The sequence below is a fragment of the Pseudomonas sp. BF-R-01 genome, from assembly GCF_019946615.1.
In the GTDB taxonomy this organism is placed as follows: Bacteria; Pseudomonadota; Gammaproteobacteria; order Pseudomonadales; family Pseudomonadaceae; genus Aquipseudomonas; species Aquipseudomonas migulae.
This window is the reverse complement of the sequence record NZ_JAGYFX010000045.1, coordinates 1-19,951: the sequence shown is the minus strand read 5'-3', so window position 1 is coordinate 19,951 and position 19,951 is coordinate 1. Positions and strand designations below refer to the sequence as shown.

Below are 19,951 nucleotides of genomic sequence, written 5' to 3'. Positions count from 1 at the left end.
CGGTGGTGCAAGTGGCCGGCACATTTTGTGTGCCGGTCGTAAGGACAGCTGACTTCAAGACGTGCGCGACTCACGTGTTGCGCTGCTCAAACCCATAGCCGTTACACCGATGCGCGAGAACACCAGCCACACAAACAACAGCACACTGCAACCAACAAGAATGGAAGCGACGCCAATCAACGGCTCGATGGCAGCAAAGCCCTTGAGCCGCAGCGTCAGTGCGCCAAGCATTACCGGGACGCCAATGTTGTACATCCAGAACTGTGCGGTAGCCGCGCGCCCTTCGGTGATTGACGGGTACGCTGTGCCGATGATGCCGAACAGGGCCATCGACACCCATCCCAACAGATTGACATGAGCATGTACCGCGAAAAGCGAGTGGTCGCCGGAAGCGCCCATCGCCACGCCCAGCATCACGCCAATGGCGAAGTAGAGGGCAGCGAGCCGAAACCAGGTCCGTGAACGGGGGTTGTGATTCATGGCATTCACCTCATGCGCCCAGTGGCGCGCTCAGTTGCTGAAATATAACGGGCGACCTCTTGTCGGTTGATTGTTGCGTGCCTATTATGAGACTCAAGTCTAATGAATAGACAGAGTCTCATATATTCCATGTCGATCCCGAAGTCAACCCCGTCTGAACCCGGCGGCGATCCGCAAGGCCGCGCCAACCAGAAGCTGCGAACGCGTCAGGCGCTGATCGATGCCGCCATCGCCTTGCGCGACGAGGGCCAAAACCCGACGGTGGCGCAAGTGGCAGAGCGCGCGATGGTCTCGCGCGCCACGGCCTATCGCTACTTTCCCTCGACCGAGGCATTGATCAGCGAGACGGCGGCGGATCGTGAAATGAAGCCGCTGGAGAGCTTCTGGCGACCGGGAGACGACCCGGTCAAGGGCATTGGCCTGGCCGCGAACGCGTTGAACAAACTCTTGATCGACGACGAGATCGGCCTGCACGTGATGGAGCGTTCGTTCATGTCGGTGTGGCTCGACAGCGAGACCCACGAGCCCCTGCGACCAGGCCGCCGGATGAGCTACATCGAACCGATCGTCGACTCGCTGAAGGACGTGCTCTCGCCCCGCGCACGCAAACGACTGAAGCAGGCGCTGTCGATCGTTATCGGCACCGAGGCGTTGATCGCCGTGCGCGATATCAGTGGCGCGAGCGTCGAAGAATCACTCGACACCGCCGCGTGGGCGGCGAGGGCGCTGGTTCGTCAGGCGTTGGCGGAGAATGAAGAGGCTCGGCGCAAGCGCAATTCCATATAGGTCGGGTTGCGGGATTCTTCTGCGCGACACTGAATTGCCTATGCTTGCTCAGGTAATGTGGGTGGCGGCTTTTGGCCGATAACAGGCAAGAGTCATGCCGCAGAATAGCGATGTCAGATCTTTTTATAGTTGAAAAAAAACGGGCGCCTTCAGCGCCCGCTTTCATTCACTCCTTCGTCTGCGCCCGCAATCGCCGACCAATCACATCCATCAAGTCACAACCGTCGCGCAACGGAATGGCCAGCAGTTTGGAGAAGTCCGACAACACCACCGTGTCGCAACCAATCTCGGCACGAAAGGCGATGTTCTCCAGCACCTGAGTAACTGCGCGAATTCGGTAGTCAGCGGCGGCTTGCAATACGTCGAGTGGAGCTTCGGTGTCGATGAGCAGGGAAGCCGGAACCAGGTCGATTCCGGTGAGGGGCATGTATCGATTCATTTGAAGATCTCTGTTTGATTGGCTCAAAGGCCGTCACTCAGTCGTCGCCAAACGATTGGGTGGCAGCTGTGCGCAGGTTGGCGAACCGGCACAGAGAACACCGGCAGACCCGAAGGCCTCCCGCGCACAGCCGCCATTACAGCGGCCTTGCGGGTGCGGCGACCCCTGCAACAAAGCGTAGAGCCCTCGCATGTCGCCAAACACGAATCGCCATTTTGGGCGACGGGGCGGACTATAAGCTTCATCGGAACGGCGGGCAAGGTGAGGCGTTCCGAGGTTTGTGTAGGAATTTTTATAGCGTCCTGGGAGCGTTATGCCTCTTTCGTGGGCGAGTGTTATCGGCCAACAGCTGACTGTCGATTTCGTCTGAGGAGCATGCATGTGCATAGCATTTGACCAACTGCTTATTAGGATTAAAGTCTAAGGGAAAGATCGACCCCGTCAGTCTTTGATCCGCAACGGCTATCGCCACGCAGGTTCCTCAATGGCAGGTACAGAAACGGAGTATTGCTCATGATCAAATACCTTCGAATGATGGCAATGATTTCAATCCTCGCGATCACGGCGGGCTGCCAAATGGGTCAATCAACTTCCGCCTCTGATGTGATGGCTGCTAACGCGGAAATAGACCGCGAGGCGAAAGCGGCGTTACAGAGTTTGTATACCAAAACGCCGCAAGCGCGCGCCCTCGCGCAGCGAGCCAAGGGTATCCTCGTTTTCCCTGATGTGCTGAAAGCGGGCCTCATCGCCGGCGCACACCATGGCGAAGGCGAATTGATTGAGAACGGAAAAGTGACGGGATACTACGCGACCACAGCAGCCTCATACGGCCTTCAGGCGGGCGTGCAGCGGTTTGGATACGTGATGTTTTTCATGACCTATTCAGCGATGAATGATCTGAAAAATGTTAATGGATTTGAGGTCGGCGTGGGCCCAAGCATCGTGGTCGTAGATTCAGGCATGGCCAAATCGATAACTACCTCAACGGCTCAATCCGATGTCTATGCGTTCATCTTTGATCAAAAGGGCTTAATGGCCGGGCTGGGATTGCAGGGTTCAAAAATTACCAGGCTCAATCGCTGAGGCCGTCTGCATGTCGCTTACACAGAATTTAGTTGTGTTGCATCGACCTGCTGAATTCACAATCCCTAGCTGCCCTTGGCGGAGGGCAGCAATGGGTCGTTTTCAACCAGTCGCCATAGGCAGAAAACGGCCAATAGGGGTCAGTCGGGTCGGCGACCGACGCCTTCAACCTATCGCCAAAAAGCCCCCCAAGGACAATCATTACCTTGCCTTTTTCCTCCTGTTTCGACTCTCGTATTGACATATCGATAAATCTCGATATCCTAGACTCATGGAATTACTTGAAATATTCAAAGCCCTCTCCAACCCTACACGCCTTGAAATCCTGAAAGGCCTGAAGGACCCCGTTAAGAACTTCCCTCCGCAGGATGAAGGAGACGTTCTCACGGTGGGGGTCTGCGTAAGTAGTATTCAAGAAGGCATCGGGCTGTCGCAGTCAACGGTGTCTGGTTATCTTGCAACGCTGCAACGAGTGGGCCTGGTCGAGGTCAGGCGCATCGGTCAGTGGACCTACTACAAGCGCAATGAAGCCACTATCAGTGCGCTTGCCGAGATCATAGGGACAGATCTCTAATTTTTTTACCGCATGATATCGAGATATCTCGATATCCCTTTTTATCGATACTAGGATTCACAATGAAAGCGTTGATGCTTAAGTCATTTGGCGGCCCGGAATCGTTCGAACTCTGCGACGTGCCCAAGCCAGTGCCGGGTGCGGGACAAGTCCTGGTGCGGGTACACGCAACCTCCATCAATCCCTTGGATTATCAGGTTCGACGTGGCGACTATTCCGACCTGGTGCAACTACCGGCCATTACCGGACACGACGTTTCGGGGGTTGTCGAGGACGTCGGGCCGGGGGTGACGTCCTTCGCTCCGGGAGACGAAGTCTGGTACACCCCGCAGATATTTGAAGGGCCAGGCAGTTATGCCGAATACCACGTTGCGGCCGAAAGCATTATCGGGAAGAAGCCGCCATCGCTGAGCCATCTCGAAGCGGCAAGTCTGACTCTGGTTGGCGGGACGGTTTGGGAAGCACTGACCGGGCGTGCAGCGCTCAGAGTGGGAGAAAGCATCCTGATCCACGGCGGCGCGGGAGGCGTAGGTCATATCGCGATCCAGGTGGCTAAGGCCATTGGAGCGCGGGTCTTCACGACCGTGCGCGAAGCACACTTCGAGTTCGCACGAGGCATGGGGGCCGATGTGGTCATCGACTACGAAAAGGAGGATTACGTCGACGTCATCAATCGGGAAACGGATGGCCGCGGAGTCGATGTGGTGTTCGACACCATCGGCGGCAACACGTTGACGCGCAGCCCCGACGTGCTCGCTCAACTCGGCCGCGTGGTCTCGATTGTGGACATTGCCCAGCCGCAGAACCTTGTTCAGGCCTGGGGCAAGAACGCGAGTTATCACTTCGTTTTCACCAGACAGAACCGCGGCAAACTTGATGAGCTGAGCGCATTGGTAGAGCGCGGTCAGCTACGGCCACACGTTGGCGCTGTCTATTCGCTTGCCGACATGGCGCTCGCCCATGCCCGGCTGGAAAGCCCCAACAACGGAATTCAAGGAAAAATCGCGATTGCAGTCGAGCCATCGCTCATCTCGTAAGTGCGCACTTTTAACCGCTTAAGTCATATCAGAGGAACGCCATGATTTACGAGATCGCTCTGCTACCCGTCCACAAAGAATGCATTGAAAGTTTCAGACGTGCATTTGCCGAGGTCGCTCCATTGCTCACCCGCGCGAAGGGTTACGGCGGACACTTGCTCGCGCAAGGGATTGAAAGCCCCGAGCGGTTCAACCTTATAGTTCGCTGGGCTTCACTTGAAGATCACACGCCGGGCTTCGAAGAGAGTGATGACCATCGGATATTCATGATGGGCCTGGAGGGATACTTTTCGGAAGAACCGAGGGTCTACCACATTGAAGGGGCTGCTTTTTCTGCTGGCGAACAAGTAGTTGCCGATATCGTAGACTAGAGCGACTGACTGCTTTTGGCCGACAGGCTTCTGTCGTGAGCGTCCGCTATGGGTCGAATGCAGCCCTTCGCGACAGGCAGAAAACGGCCAGGAGCAGTCACTCAGTGCGCTTACAAAAGGAGGGACGATTCAATTTCCCATTCAGCTGACCTTGCTGCGATACCAGACGGCAGTACGTTCATTATCAGCCTGGAATTTTCGTATTTCGAACTGCATTGATTCGTGCAGGACATGCCTCCAGCTGCTGCAGCCGTAGCGCTTGGGCGTCTGCGCTGGATAGGTACCACCAATCCAGCGAATGGATGCTTCCAATCGAGTCCAGCCAGCTTCGGCAAGCTTGGTTTCTGCTTCACGTAAGCAGCAGCAAATCCCACTATCAGGCCAATCAACTGAGCCATCCACTCGGATACCGTCGAGCGCATCTTCAAATGCTTGGCTTTGTATAAACGAAGCCATTTTAGCTCGTGCCTCAATCATGTTTTTGGCCCAACGTTGCAGACTCAGGCAATGCCGATTGATGGTTTCGTAGCTTTCCTCCAGAAAACCATCCGCCGCCTGGCAGCCCGATTCAGACCAGAGATCGAAACGCTCAATGAAGTGGTGGACCAGGTTATTTCGCAGGTCAACCAGCTCCTTGAGGTCGGCCTTCATTGCCTCATAGTCCTCGGCTGTCATTTCCAACTGGTATTGATGCCTGAACCAGATCTGGTCACCGACATAGGCTTCGGTCTGTGACTCTTCTTCATTTGGGTGCGGCGGGGTCAGAAAGCTTTCGGTCAACATCCCGATCAATGTACCCATCGTCTTTTTCTTTGCACATGCGACCTTCTGGTCGCGGATGCTAGACAGCTGATCTGCAGGACCGGTCAGTTCGTAATGCGCGACAATGGCTTTCAGCTGCCGTTCGTATTGTTGCACGCGCATCAGACAGCGTCCGAGCTTGCGCTGCACGATGTGTTGAGTAGCAGGTACATCATCCGAGGGCACGGTAGTGACTTCATCCATGATTAACGACTCAGGCATAAGTGGTAGGGCTGGAGCGTTCACCGCATTACGCTTGCCCTGCCAGGAAGGCTTGCAACGCGTAAATCGGACGCCTATCAAGCTCAGTGTAGGTTGAGTCAATCCGCTCGGACTTTTTCAAAAGAATTAGTCGATAGCTGCGTCTGTGCAGGCTTTCATCGAAAAAAAACCGGGACGTCTATGCGTGACGACTCGCAGCGTCGGGCCTGGCTTGTGTGACAGTCGGTGCGCTTTAGCGGATGACTGAACTGAGCCCGCAAGGAGGAAGAAATACGTCATGAACGCCTTACTGGAATTACACGGTGCGCCCACAGGCAATTGCATCCGGGCAGCCATCGCCCTCGAAGAAGCGGGGCTGGCGTACACGGTTCGACTGGTGGATCTTTCAAAAGGCCAGCAAACAGGGGCGGATCATCGCTCCCTGAATCCGGCCGGAAAAGTCCCGGTATTGGTCGAACGAAAGGGCGATGAGCCTGCCTTTGTACTCACTCAGTCGAACGCGATCATTTTCTACGCTGCCGAAAAGGCTCCAGAACGGCTCTTGCCCAGTGCCGCTGGCCACAGAGCTACGGTGTATGAGCGATTCTTCTTCTTTTTGACCGATGTCATCGCACCGGGCCATTCGGCGTTCTTCCTTCGCGGCCAAGGGCTCAACGATGGCTCTGCGCGGCTGGTCGAGCGCATGCTTTCGTCAGTTGAGTTGGCTGAACAGTTCGTCAGTGCTGATGCTTATATGGCGGGAAGCTGTTTCTCCATCGCGGATATCGCGGCCTACAGCATCATGTCGTCAGTGGAGGCAGACATCCCGTGGGGGCGTTTGCCCAAGCTTCGCCGCTGGTATGAAAGGGTGGGTGTTCGACCCAGCGTGGTCAGGGGATTTCAGGCATTCAGCTCGCGGTGAACTGTTGGCGTCCGGAAGTTTTAGAGGTTTTTGCTCAACGCATGCTTCAGTCCAGATATTCGTTTGTTGAACTCGGGCTGACAGCACCTATCTAAAAATGTGGGGTAACGTCCCACACAAAGATGCTGACTGGCTCTCAGGGATCGTGCGGAAACCGCAGTTGCTGGTTAATGCTGCAGATTTATGGCCGTGCCGGTTGGCTGGCCGCTCCAATGGGCGGCCGGGAACTCACTGGATATTGCGTTCGATAGGGACATGACTGCGCAACTCCAAGCGGAGGTGCATCATGCTGATCAAGAAATGTTTGTTGGCCCTGGCAATTGGCGGGGTCCTGTCGGCATCGACTGTTCTAGTGCCCGATTACATCAGTAGTTTCTCCAGCGTGTATGCCAAAGATGGCAGCGGTGGTGGCGGCGGTAACAGCGGAGGCGGTGGTGGTCACGGTGGTGGCGGCGGTGGTTCCGGTAGTGGAGGCTCCGGAGGCAGTGGTCACGGTGGCAGCGGCCATGGAGATGGTGGTGGTCATGGTGCATCAGGCCATGACGGTGACGGTCATGGTGGTGTTGCCGGGAACAGAGGCTCAGGCAACGCGCATGACAACGATGCCGCAGATGCAGCCAGGGACGCTGCCAGAAACGATGCAAATGCAGCCAGAGATGCTGCCAGAGCTGATGCAGATGCAGCCCGGGATGCTGCAAGGGCTACTGCAAATGCAGCCAGAGACGCCGCCAGAGCCGAGGCGGATGCAGCCAGGGACGCTGCAAAAGCTGCTGGCATACCGGGCGCAGATGCAGCCAGAGATGCTGCCCGGGCCGCTGCCGACGCAGCCAGGGACGCTGCCAAAGCAGAAGCCGATGCGGCCAGAGATGCCGCCCGTGCTGCTGCAGATGCGGCCAGGGACGCTGCCAAGGCTGAGGCAAACGCAGCCAGAGAGGCTGCCAAAGTCGAGGCGAGGGCCGCCAGAGAGGATGTGGCGGACGCCCCGGACGCACCAGACGCGCCGGATGTCGACGCGGTTGAGGTACAAAACTAGGCCTGCACGTTTCGCAATGAACACGGCAGGCATTCCCGTAGCAAACGTCCGAGAGTTTGAAGGACGTATTGGCAATAAGTCGCAAGCCCCGAAGCGTCATGGGGTTTGCGACTTCTTTTGGCCGATTTCTACCGGCCTTCATCGGTAGCATTGGGTCGAAAACTGCCTCTGGCTCACATGCCTGAGTGGGCGCCCGTACTTTATAAATACCCGTCAGCGACAAAGAGTATCTGCCAATCCTCTGGCCTGTTGAGTCGCAGCCTCACGCGCATCAAGATCAACGTCTTCCCCCAGGATGGTCTTTTCCACAATCACCGAATGCACATCGGTCACGCCGATGAATTGCAGCCAGGCTTCCACGTAGGGCTTCTGGAAGTCGAAGCGTTCCGCCGGCGTGATCGACTGCGCCGAAAAATCCAGGCCTCGGGCGTACGCCACTACGGCGATTTTGTTGTGCAACATGCCTTCCAGGCCGCGTTCCGGATCGAAGCTGAACAGGATGTCTTTCTGCGATACCAGGTCGATGAAATGCTTGAGCTTGTACGGGATGCTGAAATTCCAAAGCGGTACGGACATCACGAGTACATCCGCGCGATGCAGGTGCGCAGCCAGGTCCTTCAAGGTGTTCCAGGCCTCTTGTTGCGCCGGGGTCAAGGCAGTGCCGCTGAGTCCTGCGTATTTGGCTTCCATTGCCAGGTCATCGAATTCCGGCAACGCCATGTTCCAGAGGTCGAGAGTGATGATGTCGGTGTCCGGGGTGTTTTCTCGATAACGCGCAATGAAGCTGCGGGCGACTTCAAGGGACGCCGAGCGCTGCTTGCGTGGGGAGCATTCGATATGGAGCAGGGTAGTCATGGCACGCCTCGAGTGGTGGGGTAGGGAGGCATTGCAACATAGTTATATTTGAAATATAAATCGTAAATTACCAGTCGATTAATCACGTATAAAACTATGTTCGATTCGCTGCTACTCAAAACATTTGTCGCTGTGGTCGACGAAGAAGGCTTCAGCCGTGCAGCGCAAAAGCTGCACCTGACTCAGTCTGCGGTCAGCGGCCATGTGCGGCGATTGGAAGAACAGATTGGTAAACCCCTGTTGACGCGTACCACCCGTTCCCAGCAATTGACGCCCGATGGCGAGCGCTTGCTTTCTTATGCGCGCACGATCCTTGTGCTGAACCGTGATGCCTGGGCGGAACTGACGCGTACGCCATTTCACGGGCGACTGCGGATCGGGGTGTCCGAGGACTTTGTCGAATCTCGACTACTGCGCGCTTTTCAGGATTTCGCGGCGCAGTACCCTGGGATGGAGATCGACGTGCAGGTGAGCATTCCCGGCACGTTGCTGGCGCTGATGAAGCAAGGGCATCTGGAGTTGGTCATCGGCTCACTGTGCGAAACCAGCGATGCGGGGAAGTTGTTGTGGCAAGAGCCGCTGGTGTGGGCCTGGTCGGCGCAACCCGTCACCCGGTTACCGACGCCGTTGCCGCTGGCCCTGTTCCCCGAGCCGTGCCCTTATCGCGAGGTTGCGTTGAAGCGACTGGCTCAGGCGGGGATCGCCCAACGCACCGCGATGTTATGCAGCAGCACCGCCGGGTTGCGGGCTGCGGCGCTTGCAGGCTTCGCGGTTGCGCCCATGACACTCAGTCAGTTGGGGCAAGGGCTGGTGGTTCTTGGGGCTGAACAAGGGTTGCCGGAGTTGCCGGATGCAGAGTTTCGGCTGTTTACTTCGCCTGAAGCGGATCAGGCGATGGTGGCGGCGGTTACTCAGCTCATCGTGGAGTATTGCTCCACGCGCAGGGCTTAACGGTCATTTCAAAGGCCAGACATTGAATGCGCCTGGTCGATGACCTTCATTGGTTGCGGACGCTCAGACTTCGTTTGGGAAGCACTGAGCGAACATCCGATTCGTACTTCGTCGAGGTTTTCAGCCTGATTTCTACAGCCAGGTGTTACAGGCGGATTTAGCGACGATAGTAGCGGCGATCGTCCTCGTAGCGGTGCCGCATGGACCGATCCTGGTGACGCTCCCAATAACGATGGCGTTCGGCATCCCGGCGGGCTTGCTCTCTACGCCACTGTTCTCTACGCCAGTCGTCTCGGCGCCAATTGTCTCTACGATCATGCCAACGGTCGTCATGCCAGTATCGGTCATCATGGGCAAGCAACGGCCCTGGCTGGTTGCCGGCCATACTGGCCACGGTCGGCCAAGGGCTGCCCGCAGCCTGGGCCGGCGCCTGAACGGCCGCCACTTCAGGTGCGAAAACAGGGGTTGAGGTCTTCATCTGTGTTGCTGATGCCGAGCCCACTGCCGCGAACGCGAACAGGCCGAAGAGCACCATCCGTAGGTCATGGAATTTCATGAGCGAAGACAACCTCTGAATTGACATGTTGATGTGTAGCCATCTGGCTGCGGGAAGCCTGCGAGTTAGCGCTTACCGAGCGAATGTGCCTGTCCACATAGACCTGTAAATAGGGAAAAGTTCTAGGGCGGCGCTGTTTAAATAGCTAACGGCCTGAGTGTTCGGCCCCTTTGAGGTTTGCCTGTGCCCACGTTCGTAATCAGTACAGAGCGTATCCATTACAATTTTTTGAGTGTATTGGTTGTTTGGTTTTACGATGGACCACAAGATTTCTCTGGTATGAGGCTCAAATGCATATCGCTATCCTTACCTTTGAAGGCTTTCACGAACTTGATTCGCTCATCTCGTTCGGCATCCTCAACCGGGTTCAACAGCCTGGTTGGCGAGTGTCTATCGCCAGCCCCACAGACAAAGTGCTGTCGATGAACGGCCTGATGATCGAGGCGCAGATGTCGTTGGAGGACGCATGCGGTGCGGACGCCGTGCTGGTGGGCAGTGGGAGAATGACCCGGGACGTCGTCGCGAATGCCGTGCTGATGTCTCGCCTGAAGCTTGATCCTGCGCGCCAACTCCTGGGCGCCCAGTGCTCGGGCACGCTCATACTTGCAAAACTGGGCCTGCTGGACGACGTTCCGGCCTGCACGGATCTGATCACAAAGCCATGGGTTGAAGAGGCCGGTGTGGCGGTACTCAATCAACCGTTCGTGGCCAAGGGCAATGTCGCAACGGCTGGCGGGTGCTTGTCGTCGCAGTATCTTGCCGCTTGGTTCATCTCACGTCTTGCAGGTGAGGAGGCCGCACGCAGTGCACTTCATTATGTTGCTCCCGTGGGGGAGAAGGACATTTACATAACGCGTGCGATGGCGAATATTTCGCAGTTTATTTAAGGCGGGCAATGGCCGCTAATGGCGATAGCAACCAGTCGTTCGTAACCGTAGGTTCTCTCTCATAACCCTCTGCCGGGCATACACGGATCAACTCCCGGGATAGCGAAAGTCCCCCTCCCTTTATTCAAGGCAGACTCCCGACGCTACGGGCAAGCTATCGAGAAAGGCGCGAATCTGCCGGTAACCGCGCAAGTGCACCACAGGAATGCCCGGTCGAGCTTCTCTGTACAACCTACTGCAAGGTCAGGGCGAGGGTAGATTTGCCGCTACCGGCATTGCCCAGAATGACAATCCGTTGCATGGGGGAGACTTCCTGTCGCGAAAAAAGCCGACAAGTGTGCAGGTTTTGGATGGCGCAGTAAAAGGCGGCCTCGGCGAGTGAGACAACTATTGAGCGATTTCGATGCGACCGCTTCAGGCTGTCCGGTTCAGCACCAGCAAACGTACCGCCAGCGCCGTCATTACGACAGCGAAGCCATAAGCACCCAGGCGGCTGGAGATTTTGCCCCCACGCAGGCGCCCATGTAGCTGCCCGGCACAGACGCTGAGCAGGGAATGAAAGATCAAAGCGATCAGCGCAAGCAACACACCTAATACCATCAGTTGCACCGTGACGCTGCTGGTTCCCAGGGTGACGAATTGCGGCAGGAATACCATGAAGAACAACAGCGCCTTGGGATTCAACAGGCTGTTGAGGGTCGCCCGGATGAAGATCTTGCGCCGCGATGCCAATGCAGGTTGAGCATCCGCGTCCGCTGGTGGAGTGCTCAATGCCTTCCACGCCAGCCACATCAGATAGCAAGCCCCGGCCCACCGCAGCAAATCAAATGCCGGCGCCCAACTCATCACCAGCGCACCGAGCCCCGCGCTGACCATGGCGGTCATCAGCACGTCGGCCAGGGTTATTCCCAATGCGGCGGCGAAACCGGCACGCCAGCCATGGGCAACGGCATGGCTGGTGACGATGGCCATGTTCGGGCCAGGCACGATCAGCAACAGCAGGGCGGCGACAGTGAACAGGTAAAGGTTGGTGGCGTCCGGCATAGCGCAAACTCCCCTGGATGAGAAACAAGGCTAACCGTAGTCATTGGGTTGAAGCAGATACAGTGGAGGTGGATTTGATAGCAACAGTCAGGTGTATGGCGCCCGGTTGGCTTGAGCCGCAAGCGGGTGCATCGAGCGCCCTGTGCTGCATCAGTCTCGTCAGTCGGTTTTAGTGCTCGCTAAAAAGTACGCAACCAACGCGTTGGCATGGCCATGGCCCATGCCGTGTTCAGTTTTGAGCAACGCAACCATCTCCATATGCTTCTTGCCGTTGACTGTCTTGAGCAGGGTTAGCCAGTGGGTGATTGGCTGCCCATACTTTTTTTCAATAGAGGGAAAGTACGACGCGGGTCCTTTTACTTTTGGATCGTCGGTCATGACGCAAACTCCTTTTTTGCTTGAGAACTATCGGGAGACATTACCCAGAGAGAACCACGACTACGATGACGGCAAATCCTGCGTCTTTCCGGATTCGACAGCAGTATAGAAAGTCATTCGATGGATGCCGATCCGCCGGTCGAGGCGTGCGGCGCTAAAGCCACGTATTCACCACCCGCCGATCCAGCTCCTCCCAGTCCGCCATGCCCAGCACCCGCGTGGTGTTCAACCCGCGTAAATAACCGCGCAACTGATTGGCGGTGGCCCGCACAAGTTCCGGGTCGGGCGCGTGTTCGCCCAACAATACGGTTTCGTATTGGACCAGGTACTCGGCCACCCGGTCGCGGAAGTCGGGCAAAACGGCATCGCGGATCAGGTCAAAAGTTCTCAAGGATAGATCCTCATCAATTTTTTTAGTGGTGATTCAGAGTGTGTACCCATCTGCACGGCGCGCAACTATTGCTAGAGGTAATAGTGACCATTACGAAACACAAGTTCTGCTTTGTTGGTTATAGGCGGAAAATCACCTCCAACGAACACGCACCGTGACGCAGTCCCGCTGCTGGATGAACCGAAGCTTTTATTTTCTGGATAAGACCGATGCGCTCTTTATTTGTACCCGCCATGGCGATTGGCTCTTTGTTGCTGGCCGGTTGCGCCTCCGCGCCGAACGACCCGACCCTGACCTTGCAGACCAGCAAGACCCCAGCCCAATACGCCGATTGCGTCGTACCGAAATTGCAGAGCCATGCGTTGAACCCGACCGTCTCGCAAACCCAGCGCAGCTACCGGATCGTGGTGCCGAGCAAAGTCTCGGCAGACAACGTGCTGGAAGCCTACAAGGCCGGGAATGGCGGCAAGGTGTTCATCTACGAGCGGCACTTGCTGGCTTCGAACCTGCTGCCTTCAAGTTTTGAACGCGCCGCACAGGACTGCATCTGACCCCGGCCCGTAACGCTTTCTACAGAGCTCCTTTGGTTGGCCGCAACCAACCAATTTTTTACCCCGCAGCCCATTTGGTTGCGGGGCTTTTTTTGTTCTACACGAAATCCCGGGGACAGAAACAAGAACGGCGAAATACTAGTTCCCGCAAATTCGACGTCGTTTAGCTGAACTGGATTTGGGATAAGCGCAAAACCTGTAGGAGCCGGCTTGCTGGCGATGGTCGTTAACGATAACGCGTAAGAGTTGGTTAAACGCGGGGTACTTGAGTCCATCGCCGGCAAGCCGGCTCCTACAGGGGAACGCATACACCCTCAAACAACGAGGTCGAGCGTTAGCTCGCCTTGCGGCCTGAATCTTGAGACGTTTTCGGGACTTTTATTGACCCATCATTCACTCGTCTGAATCGAAAGGCCAAACCGATACTTCTGGTTTGCCCCTGCTTGCAGAGATGTCTGTTCAATTACAAAGCCACAGCGTTCGAGCACTTTTGCCGAGCCGATATTGTCGACGTAAACGTTGGCAACCAGTTGATTAAGGTCCCAACGTAACTGCGCTTGCTCGATCAAATGCCTAACCGCCCGCGTCGCCAGTCCTTTTGCGCAAGCACTTTGAGCGATCCGATAGCCGACTTCTGCCGACCGGGCGGACATGTCGATGTCTTTGAGGTTCGCCCGGCCCACTATTTCCCCCCCAGCGTTTACGATGACAAAGGGGTGCGAGGTGCCGGCGGCATAATCAGATAAATAGGCTGCAATGTGCTCGGTGACACCCTGCACCGAATAGAAAGCAGCACCGCGTGGCTCAATGTGGCGCTCGAACCACTCGCGATTGTCCCTTTCAAACGTCAGCAATGCCTCAGCATCAGTGTTTTGCAGGGTACGAATTGTGACGGTCTCCATAAGGACGCTCCTTTTCCTGGTGGAACTACTTGGATAAGGGTGCAGAGGCACACTTGTCAGTCGTTTGCCGAGTTGGCGCCCGTAAAGAATGACCTGTTGAGCAAGCAACTCACAATTCGAAAAAACCTATTGAATAAAAACTCTATAAACGGGAAGCTCACTGGCGCATTGCTAGTAACCAGTAAGTGAGTATCGCCAGTTTCTGGCTCAGGGAGCGTTGATGAGTTTTCGTCCTTTGACCGACTTCCCGCGGCAATCGAACGATTGCGATATTGTCGCCTCTGAGCTTAAAGGGAATTCGGATACTGTCGGCATGACCTGCGCTGGCAACGAGTATACGATCGAACACTTACTGAACTCGGCGCGCAACTGGACGCACACCACCGCGTGGGTCGTTTACCGTGCCGGTGAACAGATGCATTTGGTCGGGCAGGGCGACCCACAGGCGCAATGGCCGTCAAGTGTTGCGAATGAACAGTTCGATGCCTTTTGCCAGACCCGGCACTTGCACCGCTGGCCGACCGGCAGCGGCGAAAGTGTGCTGGGTTGGCTGCTTGCGCCAATCGCCGAGGCCGAAGAACCGGCGCTCGCCGGTTTTGCCCAGCGCCTGGGCCTTCAGGTGCAGACCAATACCCTGGCCCGCGCGCAGATTACTCAGCGTGTGCTGTATGAAATTACCTACCTGGCCAGTTCGACCCGCGACCGGTCAGTGTTCCTGGTGGGAGTTCACCAGTTACTGGCGAGCCTGATCGACGCCGAGAACTTCTATCTCGCGCTGTATGACCCGCACAGCGGCAAGATCGACTACCCGTATTACGTCGACATCATTGACGTTGATGCCGTGGAGTCCTCGCATTACGAATACCTTGACCCTTCGCATCTTTCGTTGACCGGCCAGGTATTGACCAGCGGCCAGCCGTTGCTGATCGACGCCGCCGGCATTCTCGCGGCTCAGGCCGAAGACCGTTTTTACTGCGTGGGTGATCGTCCCGAATTCTGGATGGGCGCCCCGTTGAAAAATGCCTCGGACGAGGTGTTTGGCATGCTGGCGATGCAGGTCTACGACGTTTCTCGTACCTACAGCGCCGAGGACCGCGCGTTGTTTCTGGTGGTGGCCCGCCACGTGGCCATGGCGCTGGACCGGATTCTGCACCGCGAGGATCTGGAAGCGACGGTGATGCGTCGTACCCTGGAGCTCTCGGCGCTCAACGACGCCTTGAGGCAGGAAGTGGCAGAGCGAGAGCGCGCCGAACATCTGCAGAGCGCGCTGTTCCAGATCGCTGAACTCTCCAGTCGGCCTGGCGACATGGCTGAATTGTTTCAAACCTTGCATGGCATCGTCGGTGATCTGCTGTTCGCGCGGAACTTCTATATTGCGCTGTTCGACGACGCGACCACTGAAGTGACCTTTCCGTATTATGTCGATGAGCGGCAGACGGCCTGCCCAGCGGCCCGGCGAGGGCGCCGGGGCTTGACCGAGTACGTTATCCGTCAGCGTCGACCTTGCCTGATTGATGCCGACGAAGCTGAGCGATTGTCTGCGCACGGCGACATCGAACTGGCCGAAGCGTACTTCCGATCTTACTCCTGGCTGGGCATTCCATTGTTCGATGGCGATGTGGTGCGTGGCGTACTCGCGGTGCAAAGCTATACCTCGCAAGTGCGCTATACCCTGCGCGACCAGGAACTGCTGACGTTCGTGTCCCGGCACATCGATACAGCCTTGTCGCGCCGCACGGCCGCCGAAGCGATCCATGCCGCCAACCTCAAGCTGGAAGCCCGGGTGCAGAACCGCACCCGCGAGCTCGATCACGCCAATGCCAAGTTGCAACACGAAAACTCCCACGATGCGCTGACCGGGCTACCGAATCGTACCTACCTGCAACAGCGCCTCAATCTGGCCTGGTCGCAGTTCGGCAGCGAAGGCGGGCACCTGGCAGTGATGTTCATCGACCTCGACCGTTTCAAGATGGTCAATGACAGCCTCGGCCACCATTTTGGCGACCTGCTATTGATGCAGGCCGCCCACCGTTTGCGTGGTTGTCTGCGCGACAGCGACATGCTCGCGCGCCTGGGGGGCGATGAGTTTTCCGTGCTGGCTCCCGAGGCGCCGCTGGAGGTGGTAATCGACATCGCCGAACGGATTCTGGTGGCGTTCGACTTGCCGTTCCTGATCAATGGCTATGAAGTGTTTTCGTCCTGCAGTATCGGAATTGTCAGCGCCGACAGTCAGTTCCATCAGGAACCCGCCGACTTGCTGCGCGATGCCGATGCGGCGATGTACCGGGTCAAGAGCGCCGGGCGCGACAGCTACGCAGTGTTCAATCAGGAAGTGCGCCGTGAAGTCTCGGACCAGGTTGAGCGGGAAGGGGCCTTGCGCAACGCGCTCAAACGCACCGACGAACTGTTGCCGTATTTCCAGCCGATAGTCAGTGTCGAAAGCGGCGAACTGTTGGCCCTTGAAGCACTGATCCGCTGGCATCAGCCGGGCGGCCGGGTGATCGCGCCGGGCGAGTTTCTGCCGGATGTCGAGGGTCTGCGCCTGATTGGCCGACTGGACCTGTACATGCTGACCAGCATCGCCGCGATCCTCGCCCAACCCGAACACGCCAATTGGCCGGCGGTGCACGTCAATTGCTCCAGCTACAGCATGACGCGCCCGGACTTTGCCAATGATGTGCTTGCGCTGTTGGCGCGATACGGGGTCGAGCCCTCGCGGATCTGCCTGGAGTTGACCGAGGGTGCACTGGTGGCGGAGCCGGCGATTGCCCGGCTGACCATGCAGCAATTGGCCGACAACGGCATGTCGGTGGTGCTCGATGACTTCGGTGCCGGGTTTTCATCCCTGAGCTACGTGCATCAGTACCGCTTCAGCGGTTTGAAGATCGACAAATCGTTCATCCTCGAACTGACCACCAGCCCTCGCAGTCGCGCGATCGTCCGGGCGATTGTGCGGATGGCCGAATCGCTGGACCTCAGCGTTGTGGCCGAAGGTGTCGAGGATGAAGCGACGCTGGTCTTGCTACGCGAAATGGGCGCAGGGCAGGCTCAGGGTTATTACTTTGCGAAGCCGATGGGGTTGGAGGCGTTGTTGGCGAGTTCGTTGATGGTTCGTTAGGGGCTGGATCAGCCCTCAGAGGGCGTGATTGCGTCTTGAGCGGATTCAGCGGCCAGTTTCAATCGGTCAGCTTTGCTGATGTATTTAGACTTGTTTTGCGGTGCCAGTTTGGCACTGGCCTTTTTGGCGTGAGCCTTTAATAGCTGCTTTATTTTTTTCTGACGATTCATGTATTTCTACTCGGCTTGTGAATGCTTGAATGATGGCAGAGGTTTGCACACGAAGCCTAGGGGTGAGACACGGGCTTACACCGCAATCAAACCCAATCTGATGGTTTGCGGACGATCACATTTGCGCCAGACAAGCATACAAAACCTGCGACAGCGACGGTGTCGCGAGATCAATCGCAAGGGCGCGTTACTTGATCTGCACGATAACCGGACCTTCCGTTACGATCGGCGGGGACGCGTGGATACTTGATGCATTTTTCTTGATCCACTCGCTTGCGACTTTCAAGCTCGCATCGCTGCCGGCCTTGTCCGTGCAAACCGTTACCGACGTACCACCATCACCCGTATTCAGCAGCGTGTAGCTTACGAGGCCCGGCACTGTCCGCAGGGTCGCTTCAACGTCGGTCTTGCGCTCTTCCAAAAGCTCGAAAAGCTGTTTTGCTCCAGTACCCAAGTAGGTTCTTATCACCGCATACATAGTCGTCTCCTATGGGGCGCCGTCTTGATGCCTGTCCAGATTCGCTGATGGCCGCTATCTCTCAGGTTTCAATTCACCCCGATTAATTAAGCTTAGCCACACGCCGGCTACTGGCGAAGTGCAACGACCACCGGCCGCTTCTGGCTGATTGCTGCGCCGCGGTCAGGATATTTCCGTGAAACTCAATCGAGTCAATTGGCAGGTGCCCCATGATCACAGGGCGCTGGCATCGTTTTCGTGTTCGTCTGCAAATGTCATGAGCACCTCCAGATCGAGCACATCCAGTTTTATCTGGGCAATAAAAGCGGAGAAGGCCAGGTTGGCGGCGAGCAGACGTAAATCGCAGGCCCAGGCCGGTAGATGGGTGGGGCCCTGGAGCCAGCCAGATTCAAATAGAGGCGCCAGGCGTACGGTATCGGCCAGACTGAGGCGTCCGGCAAACAAATGACCCACCAGTTCCGGTCGATTGTCGCGGATCGCGATGCGCAACAGGGTATGGACGCCCAGCAATCCCGTCAGGTAAGCGGCATCCTTGGTAAACGCCGAGCCACCACGCAGGTCGGCGCCACGGAAGACCCGTTGGGTTGAGCGGAAGGACTCCTCTTGTGACTGGCCTGCGGCGAGAAACCCCTCGAATACCTGTATGAAATCGGCGCCGTCCAGCGCCTGCTGGACCGCAAGCACGCGCAGGGCCAGGCGGCGCAGGCGGTTGATGTCCATGCTGCCAGTGAACAGTTCTGCCAGGGTGGCAATGCCTTCCTGGGTTTGGGTCGTGCGTGGAGCCCCCAAACCCAGGCTTTTGAGGTTGGGCTGGAGCGCGCCATTTTGTGCGGTAGCAACATGCACGAAGGCCTCATGCTGCAATAACTGATTCTTGTCCAGTTCAGAGAACAGGGCACCGGTACGCAGGCGTATACGGCTTGCCCCGGCGATCGCCTTGGCAGCCAGCGTCGGGTCGAGCACGACCGTGACCCGGCCCTCGCCGAAGAAACGGTCCAGCTCCGGCTGCATCCAGGCGGCGAAGACCTCGGCCGGGATCTCAGCCTGAGTCGGTGGAATCCGGGCGCCACCCAATAGGGCGTCGGTGGTGGTGAGAAAAAAATTGGCCGCGTCCAGCATGCTGAGTTTCTGGCTCGGATAATAGAAATCCGGGCGTCGGTACAGCGCGGATGAGTATTGAGTGAAGGCGGGAGTGCCAATCGCCCCCAGCATGCGTCCGGCCGTGGCATAACTGCGCGCAGTCATGGCGAGATAGTGCCCGGCTGGGTGCCCCTGATCGCAGCGTCCTATAAAGGCTTCCAGAGCGGCGATGTCGGCGCTGTGGTCGCGGGGGCGCAATTCGACTCTGGGCAATTCGGCTTTCCCGTTACGCCAATGCGCCAGGAAAACGTCCTCGACGCCATCCGGCCAGGACAGGGCATTCAGTACGCGGATCTTGCGAGCCAGACCGGGTAGAGCGGCATCGAGTTCAGACAGGGGGGCGCTGCTCATGGAGTCACCCTTGAAAGACGAGGTTCATTCGAAAAAGCTTAGTCGTTCCGATGCGGTGCGTTGTAACCGATCAGGAGGCCCCCTGTTGTTCACGGGTGACTGAACCTTCCTGCTTCTTATATAAGACGATTATCGGGCCAGGGCTGACGGTGGCAGCCAGGGATCTTTGGTGTGGAAAAAGAATTTCCACTCAGGGGTTGACCACGTATTTTAATACTGTACTATTCGCCTCCCGCTAACGAGCAGTTCGCTGCTGGTTCTGGTTTAAGTTGTTGATTTAGTTAAGAAAAATCATCAACTTTTAAGGTTGCAGTTTGATGAAAGGCGCTGTAGAATGCGCGCCTCGGTTGAGACGAAAGATCTTAACCAACCGCTCTTTAACAACTGAATCAAGCAATTCGTGTGGGTGCTTGTGGAGTCAGACTGATAGTCAACAAGATTATCAGCATCAC

Annotated in this window: 23 protein-coding genes; 11 read left to right on the top strand and 12 right to left on the bottom strand. The window is 56.9% G+C overall.

The genetic code is table 11. The features are described from left to right. Window positions 1-54 precede the first annotated feature (54 nt). Window positions 55-480 carry a hypothetical protein gene (locus KGB27_RS17670; RefSeq protein WP_223555522.1) on the bottom strand — a complete coding sequence of 142 codons (426 nt, stop codon included), beginning with the start codon at window positions 478-480 and terminating at the stop codon, window positions 55-57. 129 nt (window positions 481-609) lie between these two features. Here KGB27_RS17670 and KGB27_RS17665 point away from each other — a divergent pair, with 129 nt between their 5' ends. Then, window positions 610-1,266: a TetR/AcrR family transcriptional regulator gene (locus KGB27_RS17665; protein WP_032832406.1), complete on the top strand. Its 657-nt coding sequence runs from the start codon at window positions 610-612 to the stop codon at window positions 1,264-1,266. Window positions 1,267-1,432: 166 nt separating this feature from the next. Here the strand turns inward: KGB27_RS17665 and KGB27_RS17660 are convergent, their stop codons facing one another. Further along, a complete protein-coding gene (locus KGB27_RS17660; RefSeq protein WP_223451898.1) occupies window positions 1,433-1,705 on the bottom strand; it encodes a hypothetical protein in 273 nt (90 codons plus the stop codon). A 513-nt stretch (window positions 1,706-2,218) separates the two neighbouring features. Between KGB27_RS17660 and KGB27_RS17655 the strand changes: the two genes are divergently transcribed. The 4 genes from KGB27_RS17655 to KGB27_RS17640 all read left to right on the top strand — a co-directional run bounded on the left by KGB27_RS17655 (window position 2,219) and on the right by KGB27_RS17640 (window position 4,770). Continuing rightward, window positions 2,219-2,788: a YSC84-related protein gene (locus KGB27_RS17655; RefSeq protein ID WP_223555520.1), complete on the top strand. Its 570-nt coding sequence runs from the start codon at window positions 2,219-2,221 to the stop codon at window positions 2,786-2,788. A 271-nt stretch (window positions 2,789-3,059) separates the two neighbouring features. Continuing rightward, window positions 3,060-3,362 (top strand): ArsR/SmtB family transcription factor, encoded by a 303-nt coding sequence (locus KGB27_RS17650; RefSeq protein WP_168232933.1) that lies wholly within the window; start codon window positions 3,060-3,062, stop codon window positions 3,360-3,362. A gap of 62 nt (window positions 3,363-3,424) precedes the next feature. Then, the gene (locus KGB27_RS17645) at window positions 3,425-4,399 is read left to right on the top strand and encodes a zinc-dependent alcohol dehydrogenase family protein (protein ID WP_223555518.1); all 975 of its coding nucleotides are present in this window, start codon (window positions 3,425-3,427) and stop codon (window positions 4,397-4,399) included. 41 nt (window positions 4,400-4,440) lie between these two features. Then, complete coding sequence (locus tag KGB27_RS17640) at window positions 4,441-4,770, top strand: antibiotic biosynthesis monooxygenase family protein (protein ID WP_223555515.1); 330 nt, start codon at window positions 4,441-4,443, stop codon at window positions 4,768-4,770. Between the two features lie 141 nt (window positions 4,771-4,911). On the opposite strand, the gene KGB27_RS17635 is transcribed toward KGB27_RS17640, so the two are convergent. Next, on the bottom strand, window positions 4,912-5,775 hold the full coding sequence (locus tag KGB27_RS17635; protein ID WP_223555513.1) for an OST-HTH/LOTUS domain-containing protein: 864 nt from the start codon (window positions 5,773-5,775) through the stop codon (window positions 4,912-4,914). A gap of 295 nt (window positions 5,776-6,070) precedes the next feature. On the opposite strand from KGB27_RS17635, the gene KGB27_RS17630 reads away from it, so the two are divergent. Next, window positions 6,071-6,694 (top strand): glutathione S-transferase family protein, encoded by a 624-nt coding sequence (locus KGB27_RS17630; RefSeq protein WP_223555511.1) that lies wholly within the window; start codon window positions 6,071-6,073, stop codon window positions 6,692-6,694. Window positions 6,695-7,080: 386 nt separating this feature from the next. After that, complete coding sequence (locus tag KGB27_RS17625) at window positions 7,081-7,875, top strand: hypothetical protein (RefSeq protein ID WP_317850719.1); 795 nt, start codon at window positions 7,081-7,083, stop codon at window positions 7,873-7,875. Between the two features lie 65 nt (window positions 7,876-7,940). Here the strand turns inward: KGB27_RS17625 and KGB27_RS17620 are convergent, their stop codons facing one another. Next, window positions 7,941-8,582: an FMN-dependent NADH-azoreductase gene (locus KGB27_RS17620; RefSeq protein ID WP_223452698.1), complete on the bottom strand. Its 642-nt coding sequence runs from the start codon at window positions 8,580-8,582 to the stop codon at window positions 7,941-7,943. A 96-nt stretch (window positions 8,583-8,678) separates the two neighbouring features. On the opposite strand from KGB27_RS17620, the gene KGB27_RS17615 reads away from it, so the two are divergent. Further along, window positions 8,679-9,533: a LysR family transcriptional regulator gene (locus KGB27_RS17615; protein ID WP_223437792.1), complete on the top strand. Its 855-nt coding sequence runs from the start codon at window positions 8,679-8,681 to the stop codon at window positions 9,531-9,533. A gap of 157 nt (window positions 9,534-9,690) precedes the next feature. Here KGB27_RS17615 and KGB27_RS17610 read toward each other — a convergent pair whose 3' ends face one another. Continuing rightward, window positions 9,691-10,089, bottom strand: coding sequence for a hypothetical protein (locus KGB27_RS17610; RefSeq protein WP_223555507.1), 399 nt, complete (start codon window positions 10,087-10,089; stop codon window positions 9,691-9,693). A 290-nt stretch (window positions 10,090-10,379) separates the two neighbouring features. Here KGB27_RS17610 and KGB27_RS17605 point away from each other — a divergent pair, with 290 nt between their 5' ends. Continuing rightward, window positions 10,380-10,976: a DJ-1/PfpI family protein gene (locus KGB27_RS17605; protein WP_223555505.1), complete on the top strand. Its 597-nt coding sequence runs from the start codon at window positions 10,380-10,382 to the stop codon at window positions 10,974-10,976. A gap of 414 nt (window positions 10,977-11,390) precedes the next feature. Here KGB27_RS17605 and KGB27_RS17595 read toward each other — a convergent pair whose 3' ends face one another. The 3 genes from KGB27_RS17595 to KGB27_RS17585 all read right to left on the bottom strand — a co-directional run bounded on the left by KGB27_RS17595 (window position 11,391) and on the right by KGB27_RS17585 (window position 12,789). Continuing rightward, window positions 11,391-12,020: a LysE family translocator gene (locus KGB27_RS17595; protein ID WP_192420910.1), complete on the bottom strand. Its 630-nt coding sequence runs from the start codon at window positions 12,018-12,020 to the stop codon at window positions 11,391-11,393. Window positions 12,021-12,179: 159 nt separating this feature from the next. Beyond that, window positions 12,180-12,398 (bottom strand): DUF4287 domain-containing protein, encoded by a 219-nt coding sequence (locus KGB27_RS17590; RefSeq protein WP_192228828.1) that lies wholly within the window; start codon window positions 12,396-12,398, stop codon window positions 12,180-12,182. Between the two features lie 154 nt (window positions 12,399-12,552). Then, window positions 12,553-12,789, bottom strand: a complete 237-nt coding sequence (locus tag KGB27_RS17585) for a hypothetical protein (RefSeq protein ID WP_192228829.1) — start codon at window positions 12,787-12,789, stop codon at window positions 12,553-12,555. A gap of 209 nt (window positions 12,790-12,998) precedes the next feature. Between KGB27_RS17585 and KGB27_RS17580 the strand changes: the two genes are divergently transcribed. Next, window positions 12,999-13,340 carry a hypothetical protein gene (locus KGB27_RS17580; RefSeq protein WP_008037788.1) on the top strand — a complete coding sequence of 114 codons (342 nt, stop codon included), beginning with the start codon at window positions 12,999-13,001 and terminating at the stop codon, window positions 13,338-13,340. A 389-nt stretch (window positions 13,341-13,729) separates the two neighbouring features. Here the strand turns inward: KGB27_RS17580 and KGB27_RS17575 are convergent, their stop codons facing one another. Beyond that, complete coding sequence (locus KGB27_RS17575) at window positions 13,730-14,242, bottom strand: GNAT family N-acetyltransferase (protein ID WP_223555503.1); 513 nt, start codon at window positions 14,240-14,242, stop codon at window positions 13,730-13,732. 220 nt (window positions 14,243-14,462) lie between these two features. Here KGB27_RS17575 and KGB27_RS17570 point away from each other — a divergent pair, with 220 nt between their 5' ends. Beyond that, window positions 14,463-17,360, top strand: a complete 2,898-nt coding sequence (locus KGB27_RS17570; protein WP_223555501.1) for an EAL domain-containing protein — start codon at window positions 14,463-14,465, stop codon at window positions 17,358-17,360. A gap of 8 nt (window positions 17,361-17,368) precedes the next feature. Here the strand turns inward: KGB27_RS17570 and KGB27_RS17565 are convergent, their stop codons facing one another. The 3 genes from KGB27_RS17565 to KGB27_RS17555 form a co-directional block, all read right to left on the bottom strand. After that, window positions 17,369-17,530 carry a DUF2986 domain-containing protein gene (locus KGB27_RS17565; RefSeq protein ID WP_008037782.1) on the bottom strand — a complete coding sequence of 54 codons (162 nt, stop codon included), beginning with the start codon at window positions 17,528-17,530 and terminating at the stop codon, window positions 17,369-17,371. 187 nt (window positions 17,531-17,717) lie between these two features. Beyond that, on the bottom strand, window positions 17,718-18,008 hold the full coding sequence (locus KGB27_RS17560) for a hypothetical protein (RefSeq protein WP_008035503.1): 291 nt from the start codon (window positions 18,006-18,008) through the stop codon (window positions 17,718-17,720). Between the two features lie 213 nt (window positions 18,009-18,221). After that, the gene (locus KGB27_RS17555) at window positions 18,222-19,499 is read right to left on the bottom strand and encodes a flavohemoglobin expression-modulating QEGLA motif protein (RefSeq protein WP_008037779.1); all 1,278 of its coding nucleotides are present in this window, start codon (window positions 19,497-19,499) and stop codon (window positions 18,222-18,224) included. Between the last annotated feature and the right edge of the window lie 452 nt (window positions 19,500-19,951).

Excerpts from the sequence above, each read along its gene's own strand:
- KGB27_RS17670 (WP_223555522.1), bottom strand. The coding sequence starts at position 480 with ATGAATCACAACCCCCGTTCACGGACCTGGTTTCGGCTCGCTGCCCTC.
- KGB27_RS17665 (WP_032832406.1), top strand. The coding sequence starts at position 610 with ATGTCGATCCCGAAGTCAACCCCGTCTGAACCCGGCGGCGATCCGCAA.
- KGB27_RS17660 (WP_223451898.1), bottom strand. The coding sequence starts at position 1,705 with ATGAATCGATACATGCCCCTCACCGGAATCGACCTGGTTCCGGCTTCC.
- KGB27_RS17655 (WP_223555520.1), top strand. The coding sequence starts at position 2,219 with ATGATCAAATACCTTCGAATGATGGCAATGATTTCAATCCTCGCGATC.
- KGB27_RS17650 (WP_168232933.1), top strand. The coding sequence starts at position 3,060 with ATGGAATTACTTGAAATATTCAAAGCCCTCTCCAACCCTACACGCCTT.
- KGB27_RS17645 (WP_223555518.1), top strand. The coding sequence starts at position 3,425 with ATGAAAGCGTTGATGCTTAAGTCATTTGGCGGCCCGGAATCGTTCGAA.
- KGB27_RS17640 (WP_223555515.1), top strand. The coding sequence starts at position 4,441 with ATGATTTACGAGATCGCTCTGCTACCCGTCCACAAAGAATGCATTGAA.
- KGB27_RS17635 (WP_223555513.1), bottom strand. The coding sequence starts at position 5,775 with ATGGATGAAGTCACTACCGTGCCCTCGGATGATGTACCTGCTACTCAA.
- KGB27_RS17630 (WP_223555511.1), top strand. The coding sequence starts at position 6,071 with ATGAACGCCTTACTGGAATTACACGGTGCGCCCACAGGCAATTGCATC.
- KGB27_RS17625 (WP_317850719.1), top strand. The coding sequence starts at position 7,081 with ATGCCAAAGATGGCAGCGGTGGTGGCGGCGGTAACAGCGGAGGCGGTG.
- KGB27_RS17620 (WP_223452698.1), bottom strand. The coding sequence starts at position 8,582 with ATGACTACCCTGCTCCATATCGAATGCTCCCCACGCAAGCAGCGCTCG.
- KGB27_RS17615 (WP_223437792.1), top strand. The coding sequence starts at position 8,679 with ATGTTCGATTCGCTGCTACTCAAAACATTTGTCGCTGTGGTCGACGAA.
- KGB27_RS17610 (WP_223555507.1), bottom strand. The coding sequence starts at position 10,089 with ATGAAATTCCATGACCTACGGATGGTGCTCTTCGGCCTGTTCGCGTTC.
- KGB27_RS17605 (WP_223555505.1), top strand. The coding sequence starts at position 10,380 with ATGCATATCGCTATCCTTACCTTTGAAGGCTTTCACGAACTTGATTCG.
- KGB27_RS17595 (WP_192420910.1), bottom strand. The coding sequence starts at position 12,020 with ATGCCGGACGCCACCAACCTTTACCTGTTCACTGTCGCCGCCCTGCTG.
- KGB27_RS17590 (WP_192228828.1), bottom strand. The coding sequence starts at position 12,398 with ATGACCGACGATCCAAAAGTAAAAGGACCCGCGTCGTACTTTCCCTCT.
- KGB27_RS17580 (WP_008037788.1), top strand. The coding sequence starts at position 12,999 with ATGCGCTCTTTATTTGTACCCGCCATGGCGATTGGCTCTTTGTTGCTG.
- KGB27_RS17575 (WP_223555503.1), bottom strand. The coding sequence starts at position 14,242 with ATGGAGACCGTCACAATTCGTACCCTGCAAAACACTGATGCTGAGGCA.
- KGB27_RS17570 (WP_223555501.1), top strand. The coding sequence starts at position 14,463 with ATGAGTTTTCGTCCTTTGACCGACTTCCCGCGGCAATCGAACGATTGC.
- KGB27_RS17565 (WP_008037782.1), bottom strand. The coding sequence starts at position 17,530 with ATGAATCGTCAGAAAAAAATAAAGCAGCTATTAAAGGCTCACGCCAAA.
- KGB27_RS17560 (WP_008035503.1), bottom strand. The coding sequence starts at position 18,008 with ATGTATGCGGTGATAAGAACCTACTTGGGTACTGGAGCAAAACAGCTT.
- KGB27_RS17555 (WP_008037779.1), bottom strand. The coding sequence starts at position 19,499 with ATGAGCAGCGCCCCCCTGTCTGAACTCGATGCCGCTCTACCCGGTCTG.